The 17,439-nt window shown below is 41.4% G+C and carries 17 protein-coding genes; 9 read left to right on the top strand and 8 right to left on the bottom strand.

Features of this window, described 5'->3' with window-relative positions; all coding sequences use genetic code 11:
* Positions 1-46: 46 nt before the first annotated feature.
* Positions 47-1,471, bottom strand: a complete 1,425-nt coding sequence (aspA, locus tag PR709_RS17820) for an aspartate ammonia-lyase (RefSeq protein ID WP_004925857.1) — start codon at positions 1,469-1,471, stop codon at positions 47-49.
* 507 nt (positions 1,472-1,978) lie between these two features.
* On the opposite strand from aspA, the gene PR709_RS17815 reads away from it, so the two are divergent.
* The 4 genes from PR709_RS17815 (at position 1,979) to PR709_RS17800 (ending at position 5,627) form a co-directional block, all read left to right on the top strand.
* Positions 1,979-2,491: an FxsA family protein gene (locus PR709_RS17815; protein WP_004925855.1), complete on the top strand. Its 513-nt coding sequence runs from the start codon at positions 1,979-1,981 to the stop codon at positions 2,489-2,491.
* Between the two features lie 164 nt (positions 2,492-2,655).
* The gene (locus PR709_RS17810) at positions 2,656-2,949 is read left to right on the top strand and encodes a co-chaperone GroES (protein WP_008914587.1); all 294 of its coding nucleotides are present in this window, start codon (positions 2,656-2,658) and stop codon (positions 2,947-2,949) included.
* Between the two features lie 51 nt (positions 2,950-3,000).
* The gene (gene groL / locus PR709_RS17805; RefSeq protein WP_004925846.1) at positions 3,001-4,644 is read left to right on the top strand and encodes a chaperonin GroEL; all 1,644 of its coding nucleotides are present in this window, start codon (positions 3,001-3,003) and stop codon (positions 4,642-4,644) included.
* Between the two features lie 638 nt (positions 4,645-5,282).
* Positions 5,283-5,627 (top strand): DUF4156 domain-containing protein, encoded by a 345-nt coding sequence (locus PR709_RS17800; RefSeq protein ID WP_014657509.1) that lies wholly within the window; start codon positions 5,283-5,285, stop codon positions 5,625-5,627.
* A 47-nt stretch (positions 5,628-5,674) separates the two neighbouring features.
* Here PR709_RS17800 and epmB read toward each other — a convergent pair whose 3' ends face one another.
* A complete protein-coding gene (gene epmB / locus PR709_RS17795; RefSeq protein WP_004925842.1) occupies positions 5,675-6,703 on the bottom strand; it encodes an EF-P beta-lysylation protein EpmB in 1,029 nt (342 codons plus the stop codon).
* A 43-nt stretch (positions 6,704-6,746) separates the two neighbouring features.
* On the opposite strand from epmB, the gene efp reads away from it, so the two are divergent.
* Positions 6,747-7,313: an elongation factor P gene (gene efp / locus PR709_RS17790; protein ID WP_004925840.1), complete on the top strand. Its 567-nt coding sequence runs from the start codon at positions 6,747-6,749 to the stop codon at positions 7,311-7,313.
* A 78-nt stretch (positions 7,314-7,391) separates the two neighbouring features.
* Here efp and PR709_RS17785 read toward each other — a convergent pair whose 3' ends face one another.
* The 3 genes from PR709_RS17785 to PR709_RS17775 form a co-directional block, all read right to left on the bottom strand.
* Positions 7,392-7,589 carry a YbdD/YjiX family protein gene (locus tag PR709_RS17785; protein ID WP_004925837.1) on the bottom strand — a complete coding sequence of 66 codons (198 nt, stop codon included), beginning with the start codon at positions 7,587-7,589 and terminating at the stop codon, positions 7,392-7,394.
* A gap of 125 nt (positions 7,590-7,714) precedes the next feature.
* Positions 7,715-9,808 (bottom strand): pyruvate/proton symporter CstA, encoded by a 2,094-nt coding sequence (gene cstA / locus PR709_RS17780; protein ID WP_014657510.1) that lies wholly within the window; start codon positions 9,806-9,808, stop codon positions 7,715-7,717.
* Positions 9,809-10,136: 328 nt separating this feature from the next.
* Entirely contained in the window at positions 10,137-11,045 is a 909-nt protein-coding gene (locus PR709_RS17775; RefSeq protein ID WP_004925830.1) for an EamA family transporter, read from the bottom strand.
* A 357-nt stretch (positions 11,046-11,402) separates the two neighbouring features.
* Between PR709_RS17775 and sugE the strand changes: the two genes are divergently transcribed.
* Positions 11,403-11,717, top strand: coding sequence for a quaternary ammonium compound efflux SMR transporter SugE (sugE, locus tag PR709_RS17770; protein ID WP_014657512.1), 315 nt, complete (start codon positions 11,403-11,405; stop codon positions 11,715-11,717).
* Positions 11,718-12,002: 285 nt separating this feature from the next.
* Here sugE and PR709_RS17765 read toward each other — a convergent pair whose 3' ends face one another.
* Positions 12,003-12,734: a GntR family transcriptional regulator gene (locus PR709_RS17765; protein ID WP_004925825.1), complete on the bottom strand. Its 732-nt coding sequence runs from the start codon at positions 12,732-12,734 to the stop codon at positions 12,003-12,005.
* Between the two features lie 241 nt (positions 12,735-12,975).
* On the opposite strand from PR709_RS17765, the gene PR709_RS17760 reads away from it, so the two are divergent.
* From PR709_RS17760 to PR709_RS17750, 3 genes are all read left to right on the top strand, one after another.
* Positions 12,976-14,136 carry a mandelate racemase/muconate lactonizing enzyme family protein gene (locus PR709_RS17760; RefSeq protein ID WP_004925816.1) on the top strand — a complete coding sequence of 387 codons (1,161 nt, stop codon included), beginning with the start codon at positions 12,976-12,978 and terminating at the stop codon, positions 14,134-14,136.
* A gap of 70 nt (positions 14,137-14,206) precedes the next feature.
* The gene (locus tag PR709_RS17755; RefSeq protein WP_014657513.1) at positions 14,207-15,505 is read left to right on the top strand and encodes an MFS transporter; all 1,299 of its coding nucleotides are present in this window, start codon (positions 14,207-14,209) and stop codon (positions 15,503-15,505) included.
* A 30-nt stretch (positions 15,506-15,535) separates the two neighbouring features.
* On the top strand, positions 15,536-15,862 hold the full coding sequence (locus PR709_RS17750; RefSeq protein WP_060560751.1) for a cupin domain-containing protein: 327 nt from the start codon (positions 15,536-15,538) through the stop codon (positions 15,860-15,862).
* Between the two features lie 798 nt (positions 15,863-16,660).
* Here the strand turns inward: PR709_RS17750 and frdD are convergent.
* Positions 16,661-17,014: a fumarate reductase subunit FrdD gene (gene frdD, locus PR709_RS17745; protein WP_004925804.1), complete on the bottom strand. Its 354-nt coding sequence runs from the start codon at positions 17,012-17,014 to the stop codon at positions 16,661-16,663.
* Positions 17,015-17,029: 15 nt separating this feature from the next.
* Positions 17,030-17,425, bottom strand: a complete 396-nt coding sequence (gene frdC / locus PR709_RS17740; protein ID WP_004925800.1) for a fumarate reductase subunit FrdC — start codon at positions 17,423-17,425, stop codon at positions 17,030-17,032.
* Positions 17,426-17,439: the final 14 nt, after the last annotated feature.

Here is a 17,439-nt window from a genome sequence, read left to right as displayed (position 1 = left end):
AGGCGTGCCTTGATTTTTAAGAGTTATTTATGGTTAGCATAAACGATTAGTCATCAAATCTTTTCGCTTTATAAGCTGGGTGTTTTAGGTTCTCAACAGAGAAAATATCATCCAGCTGCTCTTCGGTCAGTAGGCCGCGCTCCAGAACGACTTCACGGACACTCTTGCCTGTTTCAGCACAGATCTTACCTACGATATCACCATTATGGTGACCAATGAATGGGTTCAGGTAAGTGACAATACCGATAGAGTTAAAAACAAACGCTTCACAGATTTCTTTGTTCACTGTGATACCGTTAATGCATTTTTCAACTAAGTTACGGCACGCATTGTTCATCAGAGAAATGGATTCAAACATCGCTTGACCGATAGCTGGCTCCATTACGTTCAACTGTAGCTGACCCGCTTCAGCTGCCATTGTAACACAAACATCGTTACCGATAACTTTGAAACAAGCTTGGTTAACCACTTCAGGAATAACTGGGTTAACTTTTGCTGGCATAATTGAAGAACCTGCTTGTAATTCAGGCAGATTGATCTCTTTGAGGCCTGCACGTGGGCCAGAAGACAGTAAGCGCAAGTCATTACAAATTTTAGATAGCTTAACGGCAAGGCGTTTTAGGCCAGCGTGAACGGTGATGTATGCACCACAGTCAGATGTCGCTTCAATCAGGTCTTCTGCTGGTACACAAGGTAAGCCAGTCACTTCTGCTAATTTCTCAACAGCCAATTTTTGGTAGCCCGGCGCAGTATTCAAACCTGTACCGATTGCCGTTGCACCTAAATTCACTTCTAACAGTAATTCAATACTACGTTTTAGGTTTTTCTCTTCTTCTTTTAAGAGCGTTGCAAAGGCATGGAATTCTTGACCAACGGTCATTGGTACAGCATCCTGCAATTGGGTACGGCCCATTTTCAGAATGTCTTTGTATTCTTCTGCTTTTTTCTCAAAACCTTTTTTCAGGTATTCAACCGATTCAATCAGTTTTACAACGGAGTTGTATACGGCGATACGGAAACCTGTCGGATAGGCATCGTTGGTTGACTGACTTTTATTTAAGTGGTCATTAGGATTTAGGTATTCATATTCACCTTTTTTATGACCCATCAGTTCAAGACCAATGTTTGCAAGGACTTCGTTGGTATTCATGTTTAGTGATGTACCTGCACCACCTTGGAATACGTCAACAGGGAACTGGTCCATGCATTTACCGGTATCCAGTACAACATCACATGCTTTGATAATGGTATCTGCAATGTTACGTGGAATAGTGTGAAGTTCTTTGTTCGCCATTGCTGCCGCTTTTTTAACCATTACCATGCCGCGAATAAATTCTGGCACGTCGTTAATGGTGCGGTCGCTGATATAAAAGTTTTCAATCGCACGCAGAGTATGAACACCGTAATAGGCATCAGATGGGACTTCTTTCTGACCTAACAGGTCTTCTTCGATACGAGTATTGTTTGACATGAGAACCTTCTTAATTAGATTACAGTTACTGTCTATTATGCGCTTTTAAAAAATATATACCGTAAAACAAAACATTCTAGGTGTTAAACACCTGTTACTCCATTATCAGCATGATGATCTACTGATTTATGAGTAGATGATATGCGGTTCTTTAATGATTACCTTGAACCTAGATCACTATATAGTTTGATTTATGAAACAGATTTCAAAATATGTGAACATACTCACAGATGAAACCAAAAAAATTAGAAATCTCCATGAGTTGAAAAGCGTTATAGTGACCTCCATCATTATGTCTATACTATGTGAAAAAGCGAATGTTGTTGTTTGTCTCTTAGATACAGTTCACAAAGGTTTTCCAAGAGGCGAGAACTAACCTATATCCAACGAACTTCTGGGTGTGAATAGGTGGCAAACTCTCTGAGAGCATGACTCGAATAGAGAGTGGTCGATACTTGAGCAATAAGAAGAACGAAGGAGATAGCTGATTGAAATAAAGGAGAACTTGTGCGCTGGTTACCGCTAATATTGATATGCCTTCTCATTTATATTGAGTCCGTCATATTCGTTCGTGTTGCTTCAGAAATTGGGGTATTGGCAACACTCATACTGGTTGTGTTGACATCTTGTTTGGGAATTTCTCTGGTCAAAAATCAGGGAATGAAAAATGTCATGCAGATCCAGCAAAAAATGGCAGCAGGTGAAAGCCCCGCAGCAGAAATGATTAAAAGTGTTGCGTTGGTACTTGCTGGCTTCTTATTAATCCTGCCAGGGTTCTTTACTGACTTTATTGGTTTGCTGTTATTGTTACCTCCTGTGCAAAAATTGTTCGTCATGCGTTTGATTCCACATATCCGTTTTTCCCAAACTGGAAATGGTTTTAGTGCAGGGCGTAATAACCCATTTCAACAAGGTGATACATTTGAAGGGGAATTCCAACGTAAACAGGATGATCCATCATATAAACTCGATAAATCCGATGATTCTAACGAATCAGAAAAAGATAACCGCTATAAGTAAGAGCCCCCATTAAAATAGGGAAGGTAAAAACAAAAAAATTTTATCTTCCCCCCTTGAAGTCACTCCAATTAGCCCCAATCTGCTGAAACATGGTACTGGTTTATTTAGGCATACTGGTATCGTCCTTTTACCTAGTGTGGACTTTATTTATAGGAGAACTATTAATGAAAATTCGTCCATTGCATGACCGTGTTATCGTCAAGCGTAAAGAAGTTGAATCAAAATCTGCAGGCGGTATCGTTCTGACTGGCACTGCAGCAGGTAAATCTACGCGTGGTGAGGTCCTCGCCGTTGGTAATGGTCGCATCCTTGAAAATGGTGAAATCAAAGCGTTGGATGTGAAAGTCGGCGACATCGTTATTTTTAACGACGGTTATGGCGTGAAAGCTGAAAAAATCGACAACGAAGAAGTGCTGATCATGTCAGAAAGTGACATCCTCGCGATTGTTGAAGCGTAATTTTCACTTAGATCTTCTCAACTAACGAAAAGAATTTAAAGGAAAGAAATAATGGCAGCTAAAGACGTTAAATTTGGTAATGACGCACGCGTAAAAATGCTTCGTGGTGTGAATATTCTAGCAGATGCAGTTAAAGTAACTTTGGGCCCTAAAGGCCGTAATGTGGTTCTTGATAAATCATTTGGTTCACCAGTTATCACTAAAGATGGTGTTTCTGTTGCACGTGAAATCGAATTAGAAGATAAATTCGAGAACATGGGCGCACAGATGGTGAAAGAAGTTGCTTCTAAAGCTAACGATGCAGCGGGTGATGGTACAACAACTGCAACAGTTCTGGCGCAAGCTATTGTTACTGAAGGTCTGAAAGCCGTTGCAGCGGGTATGAACCCGATGGATCTGAAACGTGGTATCGATAAAGCAGTAGTTGCAGCTGTAGAAGAGCTGAAAGCACTGTCTGTTCCATGTTCAGACTCTAAATCTATCGCACAGGTTGGTACAATTTCTGCAAACTCTGACGAAACCGTTGGTAAGTTAATTGCAGAAGCAATGGATAAAGTCGGCAAAGAAGGCGTTATCACTGTTGAAGAAGGTACTGGTCTGGAAGACGAACTGGATGTTGTTGAAGGTATGCAGTTCGATCGTGGTTACCTGTCTCCTTATTTCATCAACAAGCCAGAAACGGGTGTTGTTGAACTGGAAAACCCATTCATCCTGTTAGTTGATAAAAAAGTATCTAACATCCGTGAACTGCTGCCAGTATTAGAAGGCGTTGCTAAAGCGAGCAAACCACTTCTGATCATCGCTGAAGATGTTGAAGGCGAAGCACTTGCGACACTGGTTGTTAACACCATGCGTGGTATCGTGAAAGTTGCTGCGGTTAAAGCACCTGGTTTCGGTGATCGCCGTAAAGCAATGCTGCAAGATATCGCTATCCTGACTAACGGTACTGTTATCTCTGAAGAGATCGGTATGGAGCTTGAAAAAGCGACATTAGAAGATCTGGGTCAAGCAAAACGTATCGTCATCAACAAAGACACAACAACTATCATTGATGGTGTTGGTGAAGAGTCTGCTATCGCAGGTCGTGTTGCACAAATTCGTCAACAAATCGAAGAATCAACTTCTGATTATGACCGTGAAAAACTGCAAGAGCGCGTTGCTAAATTAGCTGGCGGTGTTGCTGTAATTAAAGTTGGTGCGGCAACTGAAGTTGAAATGAAAGAAAAACGTGCTCGCGTCGACGATGCGCTGCACGCAACTCGCGCAGCGGTTGAAGAAGGTGTTGTTGCTGGTGGTGGTACTGCACTGGTACGTGTTGCCGCTAAACTGGCTTCACTGAAAGGCGATAATGAAGAGCAAAACGTGGGTATCCGCGTTGCACTGCGTGCGATGGAAGCACCAATGCGTCAAATCGTCACTAACGCAGGTGAAGAAGCTTCTGTTGTTGTTAACAAAGTTAAAGCAGTTCAAGGCAACGAAGGCTACAACGCAGCAACTGACACTTATGGTGATATGATCGAGATGGGTATCTTGGATCCAACTAAAGTAACTCGTTCTGCATTGCAATTCGCTGCATCTATCGCTGGTCTGATGATCACAACTGAAGCGATGATTACTGAAATGCCTAAAGATGAAGGCCCTGACTTAGGTGCTGCAGGCATGGGCGGTATGGGTGGAATGGGCGGTATGATGTAAGCCAATTGGCCGCATCACGCTCACACAGTCAATAAGAACTGTTAAGCCTTCTAACCGGTATTGTTGGTATTAACCGACAATACCGGTTTTTTATATGAATAAATATGTTTGAGTTGATTGATGGTAGGCCGACCGAATGTCTAAAGTGGAGAATATCGATAATCTAAAATGACGCGAAAGATTTCGATACGCTTATTTTGAGTAAAAGCCCTTGAATTTGCTAATTGTATAATTGTGCATTTATTTTTGCGCAAAGACCGTGCGGCAGGTTATATTTGGAGTAAGGCAAAAGGTGGTTTGGTGAGTAACCAAAGGTGAAAGCGTTATAGGCTCTTTATATTTCATGTGATGTTTCGAATTATTTAGAGTATACGCGTTTTATGGTAAGCTTTGTTTGCTGACGAGGGTGGGCAAATTTTATAGTCATGCCTTTGTTGATACTTTGAACCGTTATCCATATCTCTCAATATAGATCTGGCGAATTTTGGCTGTAAATAGGCGCTCGAGTGACTATAATTTAGTAGCGCTAATGAAGATCAATTCAATGATGCCGTTAATAGCAACGGTATATTGAACAAAGAAGGGAATGAGTGGTTCTCAAACCAGCTGCAAAAACACTATGATAAATGAGGGAAAACATGCGTATTAAAGTATTGCTTGGTGCTGCTGCATTACTACTTTTAGCAGGTTGTTCGACAACAACTAATTTAACTGCGGCGGGCTCACAAGTTCGTTTTGTTGAAAACCAACCTGGAAGTGATTGCCAGCTTCTTGGTCAAGTCACAGGAACTCAAAGCAACTGGTTGAGCGGTGTCAATAGTGAATCAAGCTCTATGCGCGGCGCGGCAAATGATCTGCGTAATAAAGCAGGCGCAATGGGCGGAAATGTGATTTTTGGTGCGACTAGCCCAAGTGAAACTATCCTCTCTAGTTTTATCCCAGTTGATAGTAAAATGGTCGGCCAAGTTTATAAGTGCCCCTAAAATGAATATCTGACGCCCGATCGTATAGACGATGCGGGCGTTTTATTTCAGCACTGTCTTAGGTTTAGGTCGAGTAACGTCTTACTCGGCTCTCCGCCAATCTCCCGTGCTAATTTTGGCACCAAATAGCCAGAAACCTTCCCAAGCAATTGTTGTATTAGCAACCTAGCTTCTTGGTCGCTCACTAAGAAATGCGCAGCCCCTTGCACCTTATCTAAAACATGCAAGTAATACGGCAGGATACCCGCATCAAATAGCGCATTACTTAAATTCGCCAATGTATCTGCATCATTGTTCACCCCACGTAACAGTACGCTTTGATTGAGTAAGGTCACGCCGGCATTTTTTAATTTTTGCATCGCGGCTTTAAAGTGATCATCTATCTCATTAGCATGGTTGAGATGCGTTACCATGATCACTTGAAGACGTGAGTGGGCAAGTCGCTGACACAGGTTAGTGGTAATGCGTTCGGGGATCACTACAGGTAAACGAGAGTGGATCCTCAGCCGCTTAATGTGGGGGATCGCTTCGAGTTGCCCAATTAACCAATCCAGTTCACTGTCTTTTGCCATCAAGGGATCACCCCCTGAAAAGATGATTTCATTGAGTTCAGTGTGGTTTTTTATATAATCCACAGCTATCAACCAATTATTTTTGTTTCCCTTATTATCTTCATAAGGAAAATGTCGGCGGAAGCAGTAACGGCAGTTTACTGCACAGCCCCCTTTCACCAACATCAATGCTCGGTTGTGATATTTGTGGAGTAAACTGGGGATCGCATTATTTTGTTCATCTAATGGATCTGTAGAAAACCCCGGATAGGTATCAAATTCTGCTTTTGCAGTTAATACTTGCAATAGCAGAGGGTCTTGTGGATCGCCTTTTTTCATGCGCGAAATAAACGGCCTTGGTACACGTAATGGAAATAATTTACGTGCGTCGTTGCCATCTTTCGATGCTTGATGGCTTTCTAGCCCCAGTATTTGAAGCAATTCATCAGGATTAGTGATTGCTTCAGCAAGTTGTTGTATCCAGACTTCTCTGGATGAGGTATTTTGAGTTACAATATCGACCATTTTTTGGCTATGCCATTTTTAGTGTATAAATTAGAGGATCTCCATGGCTACTTATAGTACCAATGAATTCCGCTCAGGTCTTAAAATCATGTTAGATGGCGAACCTTGTGCAATTCTTGATAGTGAATTCGTTAAACCGGGTAAAGGTCAAGCGTTTGCACGTGTTCGTATTCGTAAACTGATTTCTAACAAACTGTTGGAAAAAACATTTAAGTCTACTGATTCTGTCGAAGCCGCAGATGTCATGGATATGAACTTAACTTACCTTTATAACGACGGTGAGTTTTGGCATTTCATGAACAACGAAACTTTCGAACAGCTTGCAGCGGACGAAAAAGCGGTTGGTGATAACGCTAAATGGCTGATCGACCAAGCTGATTGTATCTTGACTCTGTGGAATGGCCGCCCAATCGCGGTGACTCCACCTAACTTTGTTGAGTTAGAAGTCACAGATACTGACCCAGGTCTGAAAGGTGATACAGCGGGTACTGGCGGTAAGCCAGCGACTTTAAGCACGGGTGCAGTGGTTAAAGTTCCTCTGTTCGTTCAGATTGGTGAAGTGATCAAAGTTGATACTCGTTCAGGCGAATACGTTTCACGCGTGAAATAATACCTGTTTGCTTGAAGCTAAAAAACCGTAATGTTGTAAGACATTACGGTTTTTTTTACCCAAAAAGAGAAGCTGAATTTAACAGCACTTAAACCCGCCTTTTCCACCATAGCGAGCATCTTGGCGCTCTTTAAAGAACTCTTCATATGTCATTGGTGTTTGATCTGGATGATTAAGTCGCATATGAGCAACGTAATTGTCATAATCAGGCACACCAATCATCATTTTGGCTGCTTGCCCAAGGTAACGAGCCGCATTGCCGAGTGAACCAAACATCTTAATCTCCTTACTTCGCTTCTAACTTTAGAGCGCTTGAGCGTTATTTGAAAACTCGAGCCACAAATAGGATGAGGTGGCTCGTTTTCGTTGAATCTAAGCGTATCTTGTCCATACACGATGAATTAGTGATGGCGTGTATTCGCAACAATTTCCTGATAGTTAGCTGGCATTGGTTCATATGGAACTTCATTCGCTGTTGGCTCAGAAGATTTCAATGCTTTTAATGCTGTACGGATTGAGAATATCGCGAGTAGCACGACAACGATCATAAAGAAAATTGTTAACCCAGCATCTAAACGGTTATTAAAAATCAACTGTGTTAGTTGTGACTCAGTATATTGCGATGGAATATTTCCACTATCAATCATTGCTTGGAATTTATTGGCTACAGCGAGGAAACCAACGCGCGCATCTTCACTGAATGTTTTTTCCCATCCTGCGGTCATTGTACAAATAAGCAACCACGCAGTAGGCACTAAAGCAACCCATGCGTAGCGTTGACGCTTCATTTTGAACAGGACTACTGCACAGAGCATTAAGGCCATACCTGCTAGCATTTGGTTTGCGATACCAAAAAGTGGCCAGAGTGTATTGATACCACCGAGTGGGTCAACAACACCTTGATGAAGGAAATACCCCCATGCAAGTACACATAATGCTGTTGCAATTAGGTTTGCAGGAAGTGAGTCGGTTCGTTTCAAAGAAGGTGAGATCACGCCTAATAAATCTTGTAGCATAAAGCGTGCCGCACGGGTTCCCGCATCGACAGCCGTTAAAATAAACAGCGCTTCAAACAAGATAGCGAAGTGATACCAAAACGACACATTCATTAAACCGCCGAGGGCGCCGTGTAAGATATAGGCCATGCCTACCGCCAGTGTTGGAGCTCCACCTGCTCGAGAAATAATGCTATTTTCACCGACCTCATTGGCGATATTTGTTAGCTGCTCAGGTGTTATTTGGAAGCCCCAGCTACTGACAACTTGCGCAGCCGAAGCGACGACATCTTCAGTACCAGCAGGTGCTAACATCGCCATAGGGCTGTTCATGGCAAAATAGACACCGGGATCAATCACACAAGCGGCAACCAATGCCATAATCGCGACAAACGATTCCATTAACATGCCGCCATAGCCGATAAAGCAAGCTTGGTTCTCATTCGCAAGCATTTTGGGGGTTGTTCCTGATGAAATTAAAGCATGGAAACCAGAAACAGCACCACAAGCAATAGTAATAAATAAAAACGGGAACAGATCACCTGCCCAGACAGGGCCTGTGCCATCAATATATTTGGTCAGCGCTGGCATTTCTAAATTGGGGTTTAAAATAAGAATACCAATGGCTAACCCGATGATGGTACCAATCTTTAAAAAGGTAGAAAGGTAATCGCGAGGTGCCAGCAGTAGCCAAACAGGCAGAACTGCGGCAACAAACCCATATCCAACAAGCATCCATGTCAGTTGCACACCGGTATAGTCAAAATACGGTGCCCATGTTTCACTTTCGGCAACCCAGCCACCTGAAATAATTGCAAATACAAGGAATACCAGACCAATAATAGACACTTCACCAATACGACCAGGGCGAATATAACGGGTATATATTCCCATGAATATCGCAAGAGGAATGGTAAAGGCGACTGTATAGGTGCCCCATGGGCTGTGTGTAAGGGCTTTGACGACGATCATCGCAAGCACTGCAAGGATAATCACCATAATCATAAAGCAAGCGATAAGGGCTAAGATGCCCGCAGTATTCCCCATCTCTTCTTTGACCAATTCACCCAGTGAGCGGCCATCTCGACGAGTCGACACAAAAAGCACCATAAAATCTTGAACCGCACCCGCTAATACGACCCCTGCTAGCAGCCATAACATGCCTGGCAGATACCCCATTTGAGCAGCTAATACCGGGCCTACCAGTGGTCCTGCCCCTGCAATTGCTGCAAAATGGTGACCGAAGAGAATTTTTTTATCTGTCGGAACGTAATCTAAGCCATCGTTATGACGGATAGAGGGTGTCATTCGTGTTGAATCGACTTGTAGTACCTTTTTAGCAATAAACAGTCCGTAATAACGATATGCGATTAAATAGACACAAACCGCTGCAACGACGATCCATAGCGCATTAATTTGCTCGCCTCGATTTAATGCGATATAACCGAGAGCAAAAGCGCCTAATATCGCTAGCACAATCCAAATTAATTGTTTACCCATAGCCATCCCATCCGTTTTATTATTAAGCCGTTTGCATTTTTGTATTTGCAGATTACTGACACATATAGCTAGAGTTAACGGAAAGGCAAGATAGCTAAAACGTGAAACCTAACAGTGAGTAAAAATAAATTTCATAACTGTTATTAATATCACTAAATAATAGCAGTTAACTGGATTTTATTTCGATTTCAGCTAGAGGGAAAGCGATTGATTTGTGAGAAATGCTATTTATTTTTTTTATGTTGCTATTATGCGCTGGTGTGGTTGGGGCATATAAAGAGCGAAATCATAGGCAGAGCTTGAAAGTCTATACCCTGCCTAGTTTGGCTTAATGGCTTCTGATCCGTTGGATGAGCTTTTTACCAAATAAGGTAATAATCAGCCCAAACATGATGAGTATCAACCCAGCAAATTGTATGCTATTTATATGCTCATCAAGGAATAATGCACTGCTGCTTAGGCCGAATACGGGCACCAACAGAGAAAAAGGAGCAACCCGCCAAGCTTCATAGCGACCTAATAGAACACCCCACAAACCATAACCCACAAAAGTAGATAGATAAGCAAGGTAAATGATGGTGCCAAATACTGGCCAATTAAAATCAGATAGGCCTTGTACAATGGCCTCTTCACCTTCAAATAGCCATGAGCTTATTAAGAAAGGGATAATAGGGATAAGAGCACTCCAACTGACCAAGGAGAGTGCACTGCATTTTTCCTCTTGCTGATTGTGCATAATCATCCTATTGGTGATATTACCACATGCCCATGAAAGCCCCGCGATTAGCGTAAAAGTTAATCCTAATAATGGAATATCATCCAAGCCGCTGGCTGTTGCACCTTTAGCCAATATTGTTAGCCCAACGACGGCAATTAGCATTCCTATGAAATGGGTGGCTTGTAGAGATTCTTTTAAGATGACGGCACCTAAGAGTAAGGTGAAAAAGGCTTGGGATTGTAAAATAACGGATGTGACCCCAGCGGGCATACCGACACGAATGGCACAAAAGAGGAAAGCAAATTGACCAAAGCTAATCGTTAACCCATATAAGAGTAATAATTTGAAGGGGATCTTTGGGCGTTTAAAGAAAAAAATAGCGGGAAATGCCACGAATATAAAACGCAATGCCCCTAATAATAATGGTGGAAGCGCGGTAACGCCGAGCTTAATGATCACGAAGTTAACACCCCAAATGATAACCACACACAGGGCGAGTAATATATCTTTGAAGCTCATGCTACTCTCAATGGCTGTCGTAAGTGAAGCTTTCTACTCTACCTCTGGTTGTATAATTTCGCGATAGAAATTTTAATACAGTACAAATATGTAAATTTCTATTGTTGATTGCAGCTAATTTGTTATTTTTTATTACTTGAGTTGGGGAAATTGAGGATTTATAATGATATTTCACTTCACGTTTTCAGGACGACCTGAATATGTACTCTAAACCGTTTGAAGTGCAGTAGAACGACAATAGAAGCATATAAACCGATACAATCGGGTTTAGTCGACAATACTGTAAGCCGAATATGGATGAGTGCACACGTTAATTAAATAATGGGGACGACCCCGGTTACATTCGGGAGAAAAGCAATGGCTTGGATCATCCTCTTATTTGCCGGTTTATTAGAAGTTGTTTGGGCCGTTGGCCTAAAATACACTCACGGTTTTACACGTCTTACCCCAAGTATTATTACAATCGTCGCGATTATTGCGAGTATGGGGCTATTAGCTTACGCAATGCGTGATTTGCCAGCAGGAACCGCTTATGCAATATGGACAGGTATTGGCGCTGTTGGTACGGCCATTGTCGGGATTATTTTCTTGGGTGAATCAGCCAATATATTCCGCTTACTTAGCCTTGGGTTAATTATTATTGGTTTAATTGGCTTAAAAGTTTCAAGCTAAAATAAATATGCTCGTCAATACGGGGGCAAATAGGCGCCCGTATTGACGGGAGATGATAAAGTTTCAATCAGTGAAAATGTGCCGAAAAATATAGACTAGAGGTTTGTGTTCTTTAGTACGTTGAAGATCCCAAATTCGCCGTTATATTTCCAAATCCTGTAGAAATAATTTCCCTGAGACATTTATTCATTAGTCAACATGCTCTTTTTCGGGTTAGGTGCTAGGTGTTTTCACTTGTGTGCTCATTAACACTGTCTCTTTATCAGGAAACTGTGCTAGGTTTACTTACTTGGGTTCTCTTTTTTTATCAATAGCTTGATTGAAGTTAATCTCTTTATTTTGATTGCGAATATGCTCTTTGATTTCAATTTCTAGAATATTGAGATCCCCTGAGCGTATTTTATCTAATAGCACTTTGTGCTCATCAATAATTTCTTCCATAGGCTTGGTAAAGGTTGATATCCCAATGATAATGGTCAACTGCTTAGAGACATTTTCCCATAATGCGGTTAGGGTATTGTTACCGCTTAATTGGCATAATGTTCGGTGGAAATTCACGTCACAAAGCGAGAATTCATAGCTATCCGCTAATTTTGCTGCTCGCGCCATTTGCACAATACACTGGTTTAACTGTTCGATAGATTGTGGATCTAAATGCTTATTTTTGGCGATAAAGGTTTTAATAGCCTGTCGTTCTAATAGAATTCTGACTTCGATCAGTTCATCCAGCCTCTCTTCTGAAACAGGGGCCATTCGAATGCCTTTAAATGGCTCATTAATCACGATCCCTTGGCTTTCTAATACTCTTAAGGCTTCTCTAACAGGAACACGGCTGACATTCATTTTTTCTGCAATTTCTTTTTCAACAATACGATCCCCTGGCAGGATAAATCCACGGGTTGCCGCCTCAACAATTTTATCTACCACATCATCAGTGAGTGTCCTTGCTTTGATTGGCTTCCAGTAATCTTCTTGCGAGGTGATTTTCTGCGATTGTTGCCCTTTTCCAACTGTCATGATGTTTAGCCTATTAAATTTGTTACTAATCAAAGAATTAATTGGTAGTTGATTGCGCCTTTAATGCATCAAAATTATCACATTGGCCAGCAATAAACCAATAAAAAACCCACTATTGCGATATTTTTTCGAGGGGGAGATAAACCCAGAATGGATCACATATTCAACAATTGAATATTGTATACAATCTTACAATGTTGTTAAATGCTTCAAATTCAGTTAAGCAAGAGAAGGAAAAGACATGAACAACATGCTTGAAGATATAAAAATTACTGAAATTGTTGCCGTGCCTTTATTTGGGGAGAGCCCAAAAGGGGGATGGTCCAATGAAATCAAACCAGAAGATTCGATCCACGCCATTATTGCGGTGCACACTGATGCTGGCATCACGGGGTACGGCAGCGTATTCACTGATGGTCGCTTAGTTGAAGCCGCCATCCCTGTACTAGCATCTTTATGTATTGGTGAAAGTGCATTACAGCCAGAAAGAGTGTCTGAGAAACTTAGACAAAATACATTTTGGATGGGGCGCGGGGGAACGTTAACACATACGATTAGCGGCATTGATATTGCATTGTGGGACATTTTAGGTAAAGCAACAGGACTCCCCGTAAGTACGTTACTTGGCGGTAATTATCGTTCCAAAGTACAGCCGTATTGCTCTTTACTCATGGAAGAACCAGAGACGATGTTCAACGTGATCTCTGATTATAAAAAGCTTGGTTTTAAAGCATTTAAAATTGGTTGGGGCCCATTTGGACGTAACAATGATGCCAAATTAGATAGAGCAATTGTTGAGGCAGCAAGGGATGCGGCAGGTTACGAATCACACTTGTTAGTTGATGCGGGCGCAAGTGATGCATATTGGCCAAATGGCTTGAAATGGGCAATCCAAACATCGCATATGTTAGCGGAATATCAAGTTGGTTGGTTTGAAGAAGCGTTACGTCCGGATGACCTTGAGGACTTTAAAGTGCTGCGTAAAGAAAGCCCAGTGCCGATTGCGGGTGGTGAAGTGTTAACCCGTCGTCAATCTTTCTTACCATGGCTCTCTCAGGGGGCATTCGATATTGTTCAACCTGACGTGACGAAAGTGGGCGGCATTTCAGAGCAACGCCGAATCGCATGGCTGGCTGATGAGTTTGGTGTTAAGTATGTTGGACACGGTTGGAATACCGCAATGGGGCTGGCGGCCGACTTACAAATGGCTGCAGCCTTCCCACAAGTGGATTTTGTCGAGTTTATCGGTGGTAGCCAATATATTGATGGCATTGTTAAAACACCATTTAAAGTGGATGAGCAAGGGTATTTAACGATCCCAAAATTACCGGGGCTTGGTATTGAGTTAGACATCGATAAATTAGCGAAATTCACAGTTAATCCAGAGCGTTTGTTTAAGTAACTTCATATACATAAGCCAGATAGTGACAACACTATCTGGTTTCCTCTCCTTATTAAAAGGTATGGTTACGATGAAAAATAAGAACAAAGGTACAAAAATAAGGTTTTCGATAGCGATATTAATGACGCTTGCGATTGTTATTAATTACTTAGATAGAACTGTTATGTCTGCAGCAGCACCGACTATCTCAGAAGAACTGCAAATTTCGCCAGAGATGATGGGATGGATAATGTCGGCGTTTTTCTTGAGTTATGCATTATGCCAAATACCAGCGGGTTTTATTGCGGATAAATATGGTCAAAGAAAAACGTTGGCAGGGTCTGTGTTGTGGTGGTCATTAGCAACGGCTGCCACAGCATTAGCCAAAACACCACTGAGTTTTATTTCCACGCGAATTCTAATGGGAATGGGGGAAGCGGGGGCATATCCATGTAATAGTGGTATTGCGGCAAAATGGTTTCCAGATCGTGAACGCGGCAGAATAACGGCATTATTTGATAGTGGTTCTAAGTTTGGAACAGCGTTCGCAATGCCATTAGTGGTGTGGATCATTGCAAAATGGGGCTGGGAATCAGCATTTATTATTTGCGGCGCATTAGGGGTTCTCTGGGTTTTTGCATGGTTAAAGGTATATCACGATCCTGAACAACACCCAAAAATTAGTGCTGAAGAACTTGCTTATATTCGTGATGGGCAAATTAAAAAAGATGGTATTGATAATATCCAGCCGATGAAGTGGTATCAGTTGATCCGTTATCGCAATGTACAAGCTATGTGTATCGGCTTCTTTATGTTGGACTACGCCATTTATTTCTTTATTACTTGGTTCCCTGCTTATTTAATGATGGAACGAGGCATGAGTTTAGAAGAAATGGGATTTGCTGCCATGTTACCACCACTATGTGGGATCGCAGGTCAATGGCTGGGTGGTTGGACGACAGATTATCTGTATATTAAATATAATAATATCAACCTTGCTCGTAAATTACCGATTGTGGGCGGCATGCTGATTGCAACCAGTATCGCATTTTCGGGGTTAGTTGAATCTGTTACTTTAATGATGTTTTTACTGTGCTTATCTTATGCGGCACTCGCATTTGCAGCCTCAGCAATATGGTCTTTACCAGGAGATGTTGCACCACGAAATATGACGTCGGTCTTAGGTGGAATGCAAAGCGCTGTTTCTAACTGTGGCGGTATTTTAGGACCTATTGTGACTGGATATATTATTGCAGCAACCGGTTCGTTTATTTGGGCATTAATTGTATCTGGTATTGCTTGTGCAATAGGGGCATTGGTTTATTTAGTGATGTTAAGAAATATTAAGCCGATTACGCCTGATAATGAATCGTTAGAAAAATCAAATTAAACAGCTATATTATTTAAAGTTAAGGTCATAATGTTTATTTTCGATAAGGAAATAGAGGCAAAAAACATTGCCTCAGGTACGCGACGTAAGTTGTTCCCTGGCAGTGAAAATATGATGATAGCAAGATTATCTTTCACAACCGGTACATCAGGTGACTTACACGCTCATCCACATGAACAAATGAGTTATATACTCAAAGGGAAATTTAGATATCAAGTGGGGCATGTGACTAAAGAAGTTGGAGAAGGTGATGTTGTTTATATTCCTTCAAATGAGAAACATCGCTGTGAATGTTTATCTAATGGTGAAATTTTAGATATATTCGTACCAATGAGAAAAGACTTTTTAGATAATTAAATCATTTTGCTAAATGATTAAAAATCTATTGATAAAATAGAGGGGATCTCAATGTCTAAAATTGGGATCCCCTCTCTATTTTTTAATAATTAAAATTGACCCATTAATTACATGATAAAAAACACAACCAGTAATAATCAAAGCAGTTTTATCATTGAGGGAAATACACTAACGTGATATCTCAGATATGTTATTTTTCTTCTTTATTGATTTTTCGCTGATTCAAGACAACAAGTCAAACATAAAAAAGTAAGCATAAAAATGGGGATAATCATAAACGGTGAATAAGGTGAATATTGTCTGGTAATCTTGCCGATAATAGATGTAGCAATTAACTTAACAGGAATGCGGCACCTTATTAATTAAATCTCTCAGTAGGTTGAGAAGGCTGTTACATCTGTTATCAATGAGACTCTGTAACAGGGAGCAAGGGAGCAAAAGAATAGGATGATGCTCTTATTTATTGGGCCATTTCCCGAGAATTGGTGAGAAAAATAATAGCCCAAGATGTTGAGTGCCAATAGGACACCCTAGTGTTGGGTTAAGCCGTTGCGTCGAACATATTGATTTACGCAATAGTGGATAATACAGGTATCGCCAAATCTAGTTTGGATAGCACCATGTAGGGTAATCATTCATGCCATAGCAGATTTATTGAAATCGCTAGTTTTGATAAAGAAACGGTCATTACAGTAGCCAGAGAGCGGCTTAATAACGTGGAAATAGAAAGGGAGATGAGAGGCAGTATAATGAAAAATCCCTCATAGCGGTGAGGCATATGAGGGATCAGTAAAGCTGTTACAGAGCAATGACACCAATAATAGCGATCACGCTAATAATCGCCGCACCACCATAAAATACCCATTTTGATGCTGGGACATGCACTTTAAAGTCGTGCAGTGTGTGGTGAATACGGTGCATAGCACACCATACTGGTAGAATTATCATGAGCAGTAAGAAAATACGCCCGATAAAACTTTGGCAGAATGCGACAATACGCTCATAGCTTAGCATTTCAGGTGCAACACCTAATGGGATTAATATTCCCAAGAGAATGATGATAGCAGGTCCAACAATGGCACTCCACATACCACCGGCACCAAATAATCCCCAGAAAACCGGTTCATCGGAACGTTTAGGCGTTAGATTCATCAGATCCTCCGTTGATTAAAATAGCAGTGCGATCGCTAAAATCGCTGCCGTAACTAAGATCGTTAATGCCCAAAAACCTTTAACAATTGGCTCTTGTGACATTTTTTTATCACCAACGATAATACTGACGGCTTTTGGAGCTAGATTAAACCATGTTGTGGTATGAAGTAGCGTCGCAGCCAGTGTAATAATGTTGATAATAATGACGATTGGATTACTTAAAAATCCAACAAAGCTTGCCCAAGATTCTGGACCACCTTTTAATGCGAATACGCCGAATAACACTAAAAGGCTAAACCATAGCTGAAGAACGGAGGTACTTTCACGTACGATGTAAAAGCGGTAGAAACCTAACTTTTGCCACCAGTCGCCCTTCATTTCCCTTACATAGGGTTTACGTTTTGTAGTCATGACTTCAATTCTCC

This window comes from Providencia sp. PROV267 (genome assembly GCF_028477825.1).
GTDB classification, from domain to species: Bacteria; Pseudomonadota; Gammaproteobacteria; order Enterobacterales; family Enterobacteriaceae; genus Providencia; species Providencia stuartii.
Note: the sequence above shows the minus strand (reverse complement) of the source record. Positions and strands in the feature narration are given on the sequence as shown.

Excerpts from the sequence above, each read along its gene's own strand:
- cstA (WP_014657510.1), bottom strand. The coding sequence starts at position 9,808 with ATGGGTAAACAATTAATTTGGATTGTGCTAGCGATATTAGGCGCTTTT.
- frdC (WP_004925800.1), bottom strand. The coding sequence starts at position 17,425 with ATGACTACAAAACGTAAACCCTATGTAAGGGAAATGAAGGGCGACTGG.
- PR709_RS17760 (WP_004925816.1), top strand. The coding sequence starts at position 12,976 with ATGAACAACATGCTTGAAGATATAAAAATTACTGAAATTGTTGCCGTG.
- sugE (WP_014657512.1), top strand. The coding sequence starts at position 11,403 with ATGGCTTGGATCATCCTCTTATTTGCCGGTTTATTAGAAGTTGTTTGG.
- PR709_RS17810 (WP_008914587.1), top strand. The coding sequence starts at position 2,656 with ATGAAAATTCGTCCATTGCATGACCGTGTTATCGTCAAGCGTAAAGAA.
- PR709_RS17750 (WP_060560751.1), top strand. The coding sequence starts at position 15,536 with ATGTTTATTTTCGATAAGGAAATAGAGGCAAAAAACATTGCCTCAGGT.
- aspA (WP_004925857.1), bottom strand. The coding sequence starts at position 1,471 with ATGTCAAACAATACTCGTATCGAAGAAGACCTGTTAGGTCAGAAAGAA.
- PR709_RS17775 (WP_004925830.1), bottom strand. The coding sequence starts at position 11,045 with ATGAGCTTCAAAGATATATTACTCGCCCTGTGTGTGGTTATCATTTGG.
- PR709_RS17800 (WP_014657509.1), top strand. The coding sequence starts at position 5,283 with ATGCGTATTAAAGTATTGCTTGGTGCTGCTGCATTACTACTTTTAGCA.
- PR709_RS17765 (WP_004925825.1), bottom strand. The coding sequence starts at position 12,734 with ATGACAGTTGGAAAAGGGCAACAATCGCAGAAAATCACCTCGCAAGAA.
- epmB (WP_004925842.1), bottom strand. The coding sequence starts at position 6,703 with ATGGTCGATATTGTAACTCAAAATACCTCATCCAGAGAAGTCTGGATA.
- efp (WP_004925840.1), top strand. The coding sequence starts at position 6,747 with ATGGCTACTTATAGTACCAATGAATTCCGCTCAGGTCTTAAAATCATG.
- PR709_RS17755 (WP_014657513.1), top strand. The coding sequence starts at position 14,207 with ATGAAAAATAAGAACAAAGGTACAAAAATAAGGTTTTCGATAGCGATA.
- frdD (WP_004925804.1), bottom strand. The coding sequence starts at position 17,014 with ATGAATCTAACGCCTAAACGTTCCGATGAACCGGTTTTCTGGGGATTA.
- PR709_RS17785 (WP_004925837.1), bottom strand. The coding sequence starts at position 7,589 with ATGTTTGGTTCACTCGGCAATGCGGCTCGTTACCTTGGGCAAGCAGCC.
- groL (WP_004925846.1), top strand. The coding sequence starts at position 3,001 with ATGGCAGCTAAAGACGTTAAATTTGGTAATGACGCACGCGTAAAAATG.